We start from the raw sequence: 12,467 nt of genomic DNA, 5'->3' as shown, positions 1-12,467 counted from the left end.
TTATTCGACTGGACGGTCGGAATCGAGGAGATCAGTCTCCTTGGTTTCGGCGCGTTCTTCGTCGACCTTTTTCTCGATGTGATCATCCGGCGCGACGCTGAGGGCCTCCGAGCCAGCGGGCACGGCGGGGCGTTCCGGCTTGCGGCGCTCATTTGTCTTGCCGCCCATGTCCTGCACAATCTTGCCGGCATCGACCGGGCCGTCGAAACGCAGGCGATAGATGGGTTCGGGCAGGGTGAAGCCGCCGGTTTCGAGAGCATCCTTGGTGGCGCTGATGGCGAGGCCGCGGGCCTTGTTGAAATCGCTCTGGTTCTGATTCACCCAACCCTGGAAGCGCAGCACGATATTGGAATCGCCAACCGTCTGGATGAAGGCGCTCGCGTCAGGTTGTTTCAGCACGAAGGGCAGCGTGTCCAGCGTGTCGAGGCCAAGGTTCATCGCGGCGACCGGATCGTCTTCGGCATCGACGCCGAGGTCGAACTCGAAGCGGCGTTCGGGGTTGCGGCTATAGTTCAGGATCACGGCCTTGAAGACCACGGCATTCGGAATGCGCAAATGGTTGCCGTCGAGCGTCATCAGCACCGTGGCGCGAGACGTGAGACGGACGACCTTGCCCTCCTGATCGCCAATCACGACATGCTCGTTGGCGCGGAAAGGCTGGCGCAGGCTGAGCATGATGGACGAGATATAGTTCTCGAGGCTGTCGCGCACGGCAAAGCCCACGGCGATACCGAGCACGCCTATGCCGCCGAGCAGCGTACCCATAAGGGCAGTTGCGCCGACAAGGCTGAGCGCCAGGACCAGCGCTATGCCGATGGCAATGACACGAACGGCCTGCGAGACGAGTTCGGCGAGGAACACATTGCGCAGCAGGCGGCGCCACAGCCACATCCAGCTGGCCAGAAGGTGGCCCAGAAGGCTGATGATCAGGAAGAGCGCGAGGCCAAGACCGAGCAGGGGCAGGGCGCGGTAATAGCTCTTAAGCCGGGCATGGAACGTGTCGACGAGGGGGGAGACGTTGCCTTCAATGTCCAGCGTGCGGTCAATCTTGTCCTCGACTGTCACGACGCCCACGAGCCGTCCTGCAATGTCGATGGCACGGTTCGCGGCAGCTGAGTTCGAAACGCCGCCGGAAAGCGTGACAACGCCCTCGCTGACATCGACCTCAACGCGCTTGAGCGAGTCGATCTCCGAAAAGATCGCGACGATACGGCTTTCAATGGCATTGTCTGACGGAGCATCGCTCGCCGTCTGGACGATTTGCGGCGCGGGCTGTTCGACGGGCGCCTGTGCGTGTGTTTGAAGCGTGGGCATGATGGCGAGCAGGCAGAGGCCGGCCAGCAAGTGGGTCAATCGTTTTGTCATTATGGCCATCGCGCCGTTTCCCTCAGCCATGTGCTGTAAAGGCATGAGCGACGCATGTGTTCCGCAGGTTTTGCGTGGGTCGATGTCAGGCCAGTTGGTCTTCGATATCCGAAATTGTCGGCGATGACACATCCAGCGGGTCGTTTTTCGGGTCTGTGGACGGGTATTCGGACGCAACGCGGTCATAGAAGGGGTCGTAAAAGGCCGCGGAAACGGCGGGGGAGAACATCTTCTCGGCCGTCAAACGGGCTGCGCTGCGCAGGGGCAACAGCTTTTCGGGCGCGCCGATGTAGGGCCGTATCGCTGCCAGCGCGTGATCTGCCAGCTTTTCGATTTCGTCCGCAAAGAAGTCCTCGTAGGCCTTTTCATTATGCTTGACGCCGACGGGTTGCTTCCAGTGGCCAAGCTCATCGACATCAAGTGGCAGCATCAGGCCATTCAGTCCGTCCTTCACAAATTCCGGGATCGCCTGAACTGGCGTGGCGATGGAGGGCGTGTGCTCTGCCATGGCCTCAATGATTGAATAGCCGAACGTATCGGAGAATGTCGGGAGAAAGCCGAAGTGCGAGCGGCCCAGCATCTGACGGACGGCGCCATTTGGCAGGCCTTCAAAGCGCGTGACATTGGGCAGGTCGAGCAGGTCCATGTAAGGCTTGAAAAAGGCTTCGGAGGCCGGGTCGGTCCAGACGGATGCGCCGACGGTCATCGATGAGACGATCTGGATACGTACGGGCAGGTTCTGTTCAAGCGCCTTCTGCGCGAGCTTCACCGCGACGCAACCGCCCTTGCGTGCAAAGTGGGCGCCGACGAAGGTGATTACGAGTTCGTCCATACGGCCGTTTCTCAGCTCTGCAGCGAGCGGGTCGACATCCGGGCCCATGAGCACGTTCGGGTGGCGCACCAGCAGTTTGGCCTTCAGGGCTTCCGCCGTGCACGCCTCCTTGGTCTGGTCGATGAACTGATTACGGGCGTAGTGCGACAGGGCAATGATACGGCGACAATGCCGGCTCGAGATCTCGCGCGTCATCCAATCCGTATAGGCATTGTCCCGTGCAATGCTGAACCGGCGGGGAAGGTGGCTCTCGAACGAGATGACATATTTGCGCTCGCCGATTGGCACGCGGTTGAAGGCGTGGACCAGATCTGCGTTGTGAAAAGGCGCCATCCAGGCGATGCCGTCGAGCTTGTTGAGCAGTTTGTCGAAGGGCAGGAACAAGCGACTATTGATCTGGTGCCCGCTACGACGGGGCACCACGAAAGACGTGGGATACCTGTCTTTGTAAACTGAGACTCTCATCGCAACGTTGTACCCATCCGGAAATCACCCCCGGGGTGTGCAGGAAACGGGCCAGACGCGCCAAATCTTGAGGTAAACGCCGCACTGACCATTCAATTCCCGAGTTCTAGTCCAAGTATATGACTAAATCGCGAATTTTTCCGGGAAATGCAGGTTAATGCACTGAAACGTATAAAGTTTAACAGAATTTAGCTGCGTTTTGACGTTTTCAGCTCAGTGGTCATGCTCTCGATCTTCTTGATTAATACTTCAGCCGACCCGTTCGAGCGGTCGAGCAGGGCGATAAATTGGGCCCTTTGTTCTATGCCGAGCCAGATCAGGTTTCCGTCGAGATTGAGGGCCACATCGACGACCTGATATTTGCCGTCGCGGTTAAGTACGCGCCAGCGAACATCCATATCCTTACCGTCCTGGCGCTTGATGACCGTATTCACGATGGAATCATCGGCCGAACGGTCAACGGAATCCTTCACGATCACTTCCTTGCCGCGATAGTCATCAAGCTGGGATTCATAGACAGCCAAGGCGTAGGCGCGGAATGCCTTGCGATAGGCGGCAAGTTCCGCGTCTGTAAAGCGGCGGCTATATTTGCCAATAACGAAGTTGGAGACGGCGTCGAGGTCGGTGAACTTGTCCATGTACACGCTGAACGCCTTCGTCCGCTCCTCAGCGGTCAAAGAGGGGTCATTAAGCGTTGCCAGGACTTCGCTCGCATTGGTCTGGACGTAGGCCTCTGTCTTTGCGTCTGCTGCTGCAGGCAAAGCGGTGAGCGCCAGACCGACCATGGCCAGACCTAGTGTGATAGTGCGTTTCAAGCGACTGCTCCTGCTTTTCGTAAGCGCCTTGCTAAGTCCCAAATTAGTCAAAATCAGGGAGATCTTCGTACGCATCCGCGTCATCGACCGGCTTACCATTACGGATGTCTGCCTGACGCTGAGATGAATAGATTCTACGAAGGGCGATGTAGGGTTCGGGCTGCTCATTGAGGGTCTTGATTTGATCATCAAATTCGACCCGCGCGTTGAGGCCGCCCAGTACACGGCGGCCCATGGCGATCTGGTCATCGAGATCGGGTTGGCCTTCGAATTCGGTCCAGTTCAACGGATCGAATGCCACATCGACGCCGGTTCCGAGAAGATCGCGGGGGTTTGTCGGGCCGAGGAGGGGCATGACGAGGTACGGGCCGCTGTCGACGCCCCATACCGCGAGCGTCTGGCCAAAGTCTTCGGAGTGGCCTTCGAGGCCGAAATAATGCGCCGCATCCCACAGGCCGACGAGCCCGATCGTGGTATTGAGGGTGAATCGGAAGAACGTGTCGCTTGCGCGCCCTGGCTCGGCCTGCAGCACGTCATTCACAAAGATGACAGGCGATTTGAGGTTGCTCAGGAAGTCACCGACGCGGTCGCGCGCGAAGGATGGCGTGACCGTCTCATAGACATTGGCAGCAGGCTCTAGCGCGTAGCGATCAACACCGTTGTTGAAGGCGAACATCTGGCGATTAAAGCCTTCATAGGGGTCGGCAATCGTGCCGGGTTCGGGCGGGGGAGCCGATGCGCAGGCGCCCAAACCCAGTGTCAGGGCGGCGCCAAGGAAACGTATTTGCATGAGGAAAGCCCTCTGGGAGGTTGGGTTGGATTATTAGAATGGTAATTCGAAACCGCTCCATCAACTCATAGTTTGGTAAATTCATTCTGCATGAACACATGAAATGTTTATTGCGGAACATATAAACCCATGTTTATATAATGATATGAAGCCTGATCTCGTTCCCATCCTCGACCGGCTCCGCGCAGCGGGCGAGCCAACGCGGCTGCGCATCCTGGCGCTATTGCGGGGGCGGGACCTGTCGGTTGGTGAGCTTGTGCAGGTTCTTGCGCAGTCCCAGCCGCGATTATCTCACCATCTAAAGGCCCTGACGGGCGCGGGACTGGTGGAGCGCATGCCGGAGGGCTCGTTTGTTTTTTATCGCGCGGCCAGCCGCGGCGACGGGAGAGCCTTTCTTGATTCCCTGTTCGAGCAGATCGCTGTCGAGTCGCCGACATTCCAGCGCGATTCGGAGCAGCTTGAAGAAGTGACGGCCCTGCGGGCAGCCTCGGCTGAGTCCAATTTTTCGGAGTTGGCCGGTACATGGGACACGATCCGTTCTCTTCACTATCCGAACGAGGCCATCGAAGCGGCGCTTCTGGACATGGCTGGTCCCGGACCGTTTGAGCGGGTTGTTGATTTCGGCACAGGCACAGGCCGCATGCTGGCGCTGTTTGCGCCATTGGCACGCGAGGCCGAAGGCATCGACCTCAGCCACCAGATGTTGACCGTGGCGCGCGCCAATCTTGAGCGGGCGGGCATAACGGGCGCACGCGTGCGCCAAGGCGATGTTACGTCTGCGCCGTTTGAGGATGCGTCGGCTGATCTCGTCATTATTCACCAGGTGCTGCACTTCATGGATGCGCCGGGCCGGGTGATTGCCGAGGCGAGCCGGGTGCTGAAACCCGGCGGGCGCCTGCTCGTGGTTGATTTTGCCGCGCATGATCTCGAATTCCTGCGCTCCGAGCACGGTCACCACCGGCTCGGGATGCGGAACGATAATATGGAAGCCTGGGCCCAGGATGCGCAGCTGAAGCTGTCCCAGCCCGCTTCATTCGCGCCGCCCGAGGCCTCTGGCCCGGGACTGGTGGTCAATATCTGGGTCGCTGATAAGCCGGCCCTGCCTGAGGAGGCCAAAGCATGAGCAGTCTGTCGATTGCCAACCGTCAGAAGGATGCAGCGCCGTCCGTGTCGTTTGAATTCTTCCCGCCGAAGAGCGAGGCCATGGCGACGCGCCTGTGGGAGACCGTGCAGCGGTTGGAGCCGATGGCGCCGGAATTTGTGTCGGTGACCTATGGCGCTGGTGGGTCCACGCGTGAGCGCACGCATGACACGGTGAAGCGGATTGCCAGTGACACGGCACTGCGCCCGGCGGCGCACCTGACCTGCGTGTCGGCGACCAAGGCCGAAGTGCTGGACGTCGCGGATTCCTACGCCGCTGCCGGCGTACATCATATCGTGGCCCTGCGCGGCGATCCGCCCGAGGGCATGGGCGCTGCTTTCGCGCCTCATCCGGACGGGTTTGCCAATTCGGTCGAACTGATCGCGGCGCTGTCGGAAGCTGGCAAGTTCGAGATCTCGGTGTCGTGTTACCCGGAGCCCCACCCCAACAGCCGGGGTTGGGACGAGGACCTCGCCTTCCTGAAGGCGAAGCAGGATGCAGGCGCCAAGCGCGCGATCACGCAATTCTTCTTCGAGCCGGATACTTACCTGCGCTTTGTCGAAAAGGCGCGCGCGAAGGGCATCACCATGCCGCTGGTGCCTGGCATCATGCTGCAGCCCAATTTTGCCGGCTTGAAGCGGATGGCAAGCATGGTGCAGGCGAGTGTTCCGGTTTGGCTGGACCGACTGTATGACGGGCTCGACAGCGATGACGAGACACGAGACCTTGTAACAGCGACTGTGGCCGCCGAACTGTGCCACAAGCTGGCCGATGAAGGCGTCAGCGATTTTCACTTCTACACGCTGAACCGGGCGGGGCTGGCGCTGTCGACCTGCCGCCTGCTCGGCATGAAACCCAAGCCTGTACAGGCTGCATGAGGCCCCAAATGACACGCAAAGACCGTATCGCCGCGCTCAAAGCCGCCGCCAAAGAGCGCATCCTCATCCTCGACGGATCGTGGGGTGTGATGATCCAGCGGCGCGGGCTGGACGAAGCCGATTTCCTCGGAGACCGTTTCGTTGGTCATGAAGGGCAGATGAAGGGCAACAATGACATCCTTTGTCTGACGCGACCGGATATCGTGACCGACCTGCACAATGCTTATTACGAAGCGGGCGCGGACATCTCCGAGACGAATACGTTCTCGGCGACGACCATTGCGCAGGATGACTACAAGCTCGACGTTGAGGCCGTGCGCGACATCAATCTTGAAGGCGCCAAACTGGCACGAGCGGCGGCGGATGCGTGGACGGCGAAGACACCGGACAAGCCACGCTTTGCTGCCGGTTCGATCGGGCCGCTGAACAAGATGCTGTCCATGTCGTCGGACGTGAACGATCCGGGCCACCGCGCGGTGACATTTGATGAAGTGTATGAGGCCTACCGGATGCAGGTTCAGGCGCTGAACGAAGGTGGGGTCGATCTTTATCTGATCGAGACCATCACCGATACGCTGAATTGCAAGGCCTGTATCAAGGCGATCATGGACCTTGAAGCCGAGGGCATGGATCAGTTGCCGATCTGGATTTCAGGCACGATCACCGATCGATCCGGGCGCACGCTGTCCGGCCAGACGGTCGAGGCGTTCTGGAATTCGGTGCGACATGCGAAGCCATTCGCCATCGGGTTCAATTGCGCACTCGGCGCGGACCTGATGCGGCCGCACATCGCGTCGCTGTCGCGGATTGCCGATACGCTGGTGGCTGCCTATCCGAATGCGGGCCTGCCGAACGAGATGGGCCAGTATGACGAGACTCCCGGCCAGACATCCGGCGCCGTGGGCGGCTGGGCGAAGGACGGGATTGTCAACATCCTGGGTGGCTGCTGCGGCACGACGCCGGAGCATATCGCGGCGATCGCCAAGGCGACGGCGGGCCTGAAGCCACGTGACCCGGCGCCGACATCGCATGACATGCGTCTTTCCGGGCTTGAACCTTTCGTGCTGGCATCATGAGTGGCGGAGCGGTCAAAAAAGGCGACCTGTTCGTGTTTTACGGCCTGCTGAAACAGGGCGCGGCGGGGCAGCCGGCAGATTTGCCGCTGGAAGTGTCGGGCAAGTTTCTCGGGGTCTGCCGGTTTCGCGGGCGATTGCTGGACCTTGGCGGCTTTCCGGGTGTCGTTGAGGGCGAGCAGCTGTGCCATGGCGTGCGCTATGAGCTGAACGATGTGTCGATTATTGGCGCGATGGATGAATTCGAGGACGTTACGGACGATCCAGCAACGTCGCTTTATACGAGACAACAAATTCCGCTGCTGGATGACCATGGCGCGCCGACCGGCGAGCAGGCCTGGATTTACTGGTACAATCAGCCCACAGAGGGCTTCACTGACATTCCGGACGGCAACTGGCCGCTCGACAGGGGACGCACCCGCAAATGACTTCATCTGCCTCCACCCGCTTTATCAATATCGGCGAACGCACGAACGTGACCGGCTCTGCCGTGTTCCGGAAAATGATTACCGAAGGGCGCTATGCTGACGCTGTGGAAGTGGCGCGCAACCAGGTCGAGAATGGCGCGCAGATCATCGACGTGAACATGGACGAAGGCATGCTCGACGGGGCCGAGGCCATGCGCACCTTCCTGAACCTAATCGCTGCCGAACCTGATATCGCGCGCGTTCCGGTGATGATCGACAGCTCGAAATGGGATGTCATCGAGGCGGGCCTGAAATGCGTGCAGGGCAAGGCTGTGGTCAATTCGATCTCCATGAAGGAAGGCGAGGACATTTTCCGCAAGCATGCCAGGGCGTGCCTCGCCTATGGTGCAGCCGTGGTCGTGATGGCATTCGATGAGGCAGGGCAGGCCGATACAGCCGCGCGCAAGATCGAGATCTGCCAGCGGGCGTTCAAGATACTGACCGAAGAGGTTGGCTTCCCGGCTGAAGACATCATTTTCGACCCGAACATCTTCGCGGTAGCGACGGGGATTGAGGAGCATAACAATTACGCGGTGGACTTTATCGAGGCCGCAAAGGTGATCCGCGAGACGTGCCCGGGCTGTCATATCTCGGGCGGGCTTTCGAACGTGTCGTTCAGCTTCCGGGGCAATGAGCCGGTGCGCCGGGCGATGCACTCTGTGTTCCTGTATTATGCAATTCCCGCAGGCATGGACATGGGCATCGTCAATGCTGGCCAGCTGGACATCTATGACGATATCGAGCCCGCGCTGCGCGATGCGGTCGAGGATGTGATCCTCAACCGGAACCCTGAAGCGACAGAACGCCTTGTCGACATTGCCGAGACATTTCGCGGACAGAAGGGCAAGGTTCAGGAGAAAGATACGCGCTGGCGCGAGGCGCCGGTCGCCAAGCGGCTGGAGCACAGCCTTGTGCACGGCATTACCGAATTCATCGAGGTGGACACGGAAGAGGCGCGCCAGTCTTTCGAGCGGCCACTCCATGTGATTGAAGGGCCGCTGATGGATGGCATGAATGTCGTCGGCGACCTGTTCGGTTCCGGCAAGATGTTCCTGCCGCAGGTGGTGAAGTCGGCCCGCGTGATGAAGGCGGCTGTGGCCTATCTCGAGCCCTATCTGGAAGAAGAGAAGATTCGTCTCGGGACGGTTGATGTGTCCAATGGCAAGGTGCTGATGGCGACCGTGAAGGGCGATGTGCACGACATCGGCAAGAACATTGTCGGCGTAGTGCTCGCCTGTAACGGATACGAGATCATCGACCTTGGTGTCATGGTCGCGGCGGAGAAGATTCTCGACACGGCCATTGAGCAGAACGTTGATATCATCGGTCTGTCAGGGCTGATTACACCAAGCCTAGACGAGATGGTCTATGTGGCTTCCGAGATGCAGCGGCGCGGCATGACGCAGCCACTGATGATCGGCGGGGCGACGACGAGCCCGGCGCACACTGCGGTGAAGGTGGAGCCGGCGATCCAGTGCGCGCCCGTGATCCATGTGTCCGACGCGAGCCGGGCTGTGGGTGTGGTGAGCACATTGCTGAGCGAGACGGACAAGCCCGGTTTCCTGGCGCAGACCAAGGCGCGCTACCAGCGTATGCGGGACGCACGCAAGGATGGACCGCCCAAGCCGCGCCTGCCGCTGGCAGAGGCGCGGGCCGCCGCCATGAAGATCGACTGGGACGCCTATGAGCGGCCTGTGCCGACCTATTCCGGTGTGCGGACATTTGACGACATCGATCTGGCCACATTGGCGCGCTATATCGACTGGACGCCGTATTTTTCGGCGTGGGATTTGGCGGGCAAGTACCCGGCTATCCTGACGGACAAAGTTGTCGGTGAGGCGGCGAGCGGTCTCTGGCGCGATACTGAAGCGATGATGCAACGCCTTGTGGGCGAGGCGTGGTTCCGGCCGAAGGCGGTTGTCGGGTTCTGGAAAGCAAATGGCGACGTTGACGACATCCATCTCGAAACAGGCGACGTGTTCCATACGCTGCGCCAGCAGATGGTGAAGGACAATACGCGCGCGAACTTTGCGCTGTCGGACTTTGTCGCGCCGGAAGGTGAAGACTGGATTGGCGGCTTCTGCGTGACGGCTGGGCCGGAGGTCGAGGCGATCGCAGCGGACTTCGCGGCGAAGGGCGACGATTATTCATCCATCATGGTCAAGGCATTGGCGGACCGGTTTGCCGAGGCCATGGCCGAATACATGCATGAGCGTGTCCGTAAGGAGCTGTGGGCTTATGCGCCCGACGAGGACATGAGCCCTGCCGAGTTGATCGCTGAAAGCTATCGGGGCATCCGCCCGGCCCCCGGCTATCCGAGCCAGCCGGAACACACGGAAAAAGCGACCCTGTTCAAGCTTCTCGATGCCGAGAACCAGATCGGCGTTTCGCTGACATCGAGCTTTGCGATGACGCCAGCGGCCAGCGTGTCGGGCATGTATTTCGCGCATCCGGAAAGCGTCTACTTCGCTGTCGGCCGGATCGAACGGGACCAGGTTGAGGATTATGCGCGCCGCAAAGGCTGGGACATGCGGACGGCCGAACGCTGGCTGGCGCCAATCCTGAACTATGACCCGCTGGCCGTTCTGGCGGATGGTGTCGCCTGACATAAATGTTTGCGCTATCATGACGACTGGTGGCCGGGCCACGAGTCGCATATGACGTAACCAGCGCACCGCGCGGCAGGGGAGATGAAGAATGGGCCAGAACCGACTACGCGGTGAGAATGCCAAGATTGTTGCTACGCTTGGACCGGGCAGCCGCTCGCGCAAGGAAATCCGCGCGCTGGCGGAAGCTGGCGTCGATGTCTTCCGGCTGAATTTCAGCCATGGGGAGCATGAGGCCCATCGCGAGGCGCTTGAGTCTGTGCGTGCCGCCGAGGCGGCGACGGGCCAGCCCTTGGCTGTGCTCGCCGACATGCAGGGGCCAAAGGTGCGCGTGGGCAGTTTTCCCGGTGGGGCGATGCGGCTGGGCTTCCGGGCGGAATATGACCTGATTGCGGCCGAGAGCACGGACCGCGATGATGCGATCCCGGTGCCGCACGCAGAGATCGTCGCGATGCTGGAAGAAGGCGATACGATCCTGGTCGATGACGGCAAGCTGATCCTCACGGTGACACAGGCCGGTGACACGCCGCGTGTGCGAGCCGAAGTGCCCGGCAAGTTGGGCGACAAGAAGGGCTTTACCGTGCGCGGCAAGGCGCTGCCGGTGCAGGCGCTGACGGACAAGGATCGCCGCGATCTTGCGTTTGCGCTGGAGATTGGCGTGGATCTTGTTGCGCTCTCGTTCGTGCAGACGGTGGAGGATGTGATGGAGACGAAAGCCATCATTGCGGGCAGGGCGCCACTGGTGGCGAAAATCGAAAAGCCGGCGGCGATCACAAACCTGTTGGCCATCGTTGAGGCGGCGGATGCTGTGATGGTTGCGCGGGGCGATCTGGGCGTGGAGTTCGCGCCCGAGGAAGTGCCAGTTATCCAGAGGCGCATTGTGCGGGCCGCGCGCGCGGCGGGGCGGCCAGTGATCGTGGCGACGCAGATGCTGGAATCGATGATCGAGAATGCGGCGCCGACGCGTGCCGAGGCCAGCGACGTGGCGACGGCGATTTATCAAGGCGCCGATGCGGTGATGCTGTCTGCTGAGACGGCGGTGGGGCGCCATCCGGCGACGGCGGTTGCGATCATGTCCCGTATCATCCGCGCGACAGAGAATGCCGAGGACTATCGCCGGTCGATTGAGCAGTTCGACGGGGATTCCGTGGGTGAGAGTGCGGTCGATGTTGTGGCCCGCACAGCGCAGGCGATGGCGGAGGCTGCGGGCGCGTCGGCGCTGGCGCTGCGTACGGGAGCGTTTGACCGCCTGGCGCGATTCTCCCGCGTGAGGGGGGCGGCGCCAATTCTATATGGTTCGCTCGACGACCAGCGCCTGCGTCAGGCCTGCCTGCTCTGGGGTGTGCATCCACAGAAGCTGAATGCTGGCGAAGCTCACTGGTATCGTGACCTCATGAATGCGGCGGGTCTGGATGGGCGCGTGGCCTATGCGCGGTGGGCCGGAGAGGACGGTCGGTTTGCCTGGGAAATCGGTATTGGCGTCGGCAAGGACGGCACGCCGGTTACTGGCGTATGACCAGTTGGCTCTTGCGGAACTCGTAAGAGTAAAGTTCGCCGAGGAAGGTCATACCCAATAGGGATTGATCGAGGCCTTCACGCAGGACCATAGCCTCGACATTATCGACCTCGACCCGGCCAATGCTGATCTTTTCCAGTGTGACGGCGGCGCCGTGGACGATTCCACCGGCTGTACGGATTTCCCATTTGAAATCGAGGTCTTCCGGTTTCAGGCCAATGCGCTGAGCATCCCGGAACGTGATGGCGACTGTACTGGCGCCAGTGTCCACCATGAATTTGACGGCTGTGCCGTCGACGTCCGCACGCGTCCAGTAATGGCCATCCGCTTCGCGATCAATGATGGCGGCGTTGTCAAATGCCGCCCTTGGAGTGGAAACGACGGCGCTGGCGACGATGGGCGTTTCGGCGGCCGCGTGATTTTCCTGCAGCTTTGGCACGATGAAAATCACGACACCGGCTGTAATCATGGCAGCTGCCGCAACCATCGAGACCGTATTTGCGACCCAGCTGCCCACGG

Annotated in this window: 11 protein-coding genes; 6 read left to right on the top strand and 5 right to left on the bottom strand. The window is 60.6% G+C overall.

From position 1 onward, the window contains the following. The 4 genes from V7651_RS16855 to V7651_RS16840 all read right to left on the bottom strand — a co-directional run bounded on the left by V7651_RS16855 (position 1) and on the right by V7651_RS16840 (position 4,267). Entirely contained in the window at positions 1-1,374 is a 1,374-nt protein-coding gene (locus V7651_RS16855) for a mechanosensitive ion channel domain-containing protein (RefSeq protein ID WP_335613830.1), read from the bottom strand. 76 nt (positions 1,375-1,450) lie between these two features. Beyond that, positions 1,451-2,662: a glycosyltransferase family 4 protein gene (locus tag V7651_RS16850; RefSeq protein WP_335613829.1), complete on the bottom strand. Its 1,212-nt coding sequence runs from the start codon at positions 2,660-2,662 to the stop codon at positions 1,451-1,453. 188 nt (positions 2,663-2,850) lie between these two features. After that, positions 2,851-3,477 (bottom strand): MlaC/ttg2D family ABC transporter substrate-binding protein, encoded by a 627-nt coding sequence (locus V7651_RS16845; RefSeq protein WP_335591756.1) that lies wholly within the window; start codon positions 3,475-3,477, stop codon positions 2,851-2,853. Between the two features lie 43 nt (positions 3,478-3,520). Continuing rightward, positions 3,521-4,267 (bottom strand): MlaA family lipoprotein, encoded by a 747-nt coding sequence (locus V7651_RS16840; protein ID WP_035539707.1) that lies wholly within the window; start codon positions 4,265-4,267, stop codon positions 3,521-3,523. 145 nt (positions 4,268-4,412) lie between these two features. On the opposite strand from V7651_RS16840, the gene V7651_RS16835 reads away from it, so the two are divergent. The 6 genes from V7651_RS16835 to pyk all read left to right on the top strand — a co-directional run bounded on the left by V7651_RS16835 (position 4,413) and on the right by pyk (position 11,948). After that, the gene (locus V7651_RS16835; protein ID WP_335613828.1) at positions 4,413-5,390 is read left to right on the top strand and encodes an ArsR/SmtB family transcription factor; all 978 of its coding nucleotides are present in this window, start codon (positions 4,413-4,415) and stop codon (positions 5,388-5,390) included. Then, the gene (gene metF / locus V7651_RS16830; protein WP_335613827.1) at positions 5,387-6,286 is read left to right on the top strand and encodes a methylenetetrahydrofolate reductase [NAD(P)H]; all 900 of its coding nucleotides are present in this window, start codon (positions 5,387-5,389) and stop codon (positions 6,284-6,286) included. Before V7651_RS16835 ends, metF begins: the two co-directional genes overlap by 4 nt. Before the next feature lie 8 nt (positions 6,287-6,294). Beyond that, on the top strand, positions 6,295-7,362 hold the full coding sequence (locus tag V7651_RS16825; RefSeq protein ID WP_335591752.1) for a homocysteine S-methyltransferase family protein: 1,068 nt from the start codon (positions 6,295-6,297) through the stop codon (positions 7,360-7,362). Continuing rightward, on the top strand, positions 7,359-7,787 hold the full coding sequence (locus tag V7651_RS16820; RefSeq protein ID WP_335613826.1) for a gamma-glutamylcyclotransferase family protein: 429 nt from the start codon (positions 7,359-7,361) through the stop codon (positions 7,785-7,787). Before V7651_RS16825 ends, V7651_RS16820 begins: the two co-directional genes overlap by 4 nt. Further along, complete coding sequence (gene metH, locus V7651_RS16815; RefSeq protein ID WP_335591750.1) at positions 7,784-10,432, top strand: methionine synthase; 2,649 nt, start codon at positions 7,784-7,786, stop codon at positions 10,430-10,432. Before V7651_RS16820 ends, metH begins: the two co-directional genes overlap by 4 nt. Before the next feature lie 91 nt (positions 10,433-10,523). After that, the gene (pyk, locus tag V7651_RS16810) at positions 10,524-11,948 is read left to right on the top strand and encodes a pyruvate kinase (protein WP_335613825.1); all 1,425 of its coding nucleotides are present in this window, start codon (positions 10,524-10,526) and stop codon (positions 11,946-11,948) included. Here pyk and V7651_RS16805 read toward each other — a convergent pair. Next, positions 11,935-12,465 (bottom strand): retropepsin-like aspartic protease family protein, encoded by a 531-nt coding sequence (locus V7651_RS16805; protein WP_051624916.1) that lies wholly within the window; start codon positions 12,463-12,465, stop codon positions 11,935-11,937. The two genes, pyk and V7651_RS16805, sit on opposite strands and share 14 nt — an antisense overlap. Positions 12,466-12,467: the final 2 nt, after the last annotated feature.

The sequence above is a fragment of the Hyphomonas oceanitis genome (genome assembly GCF_036964545.1).
GTDB classification, from domain to species: domain Bacteria; phylum Pseudomonadota; class Alphaproteobacteria; order Caulobacterales; family Hyphomonadaceae; genus Hyphomonas; species Hyphomonas oceanitis.
Note: the sequence above shows the minus strand (reverse complement) of the source record. Positions and strands in the feature narration are given on the sequence as shown.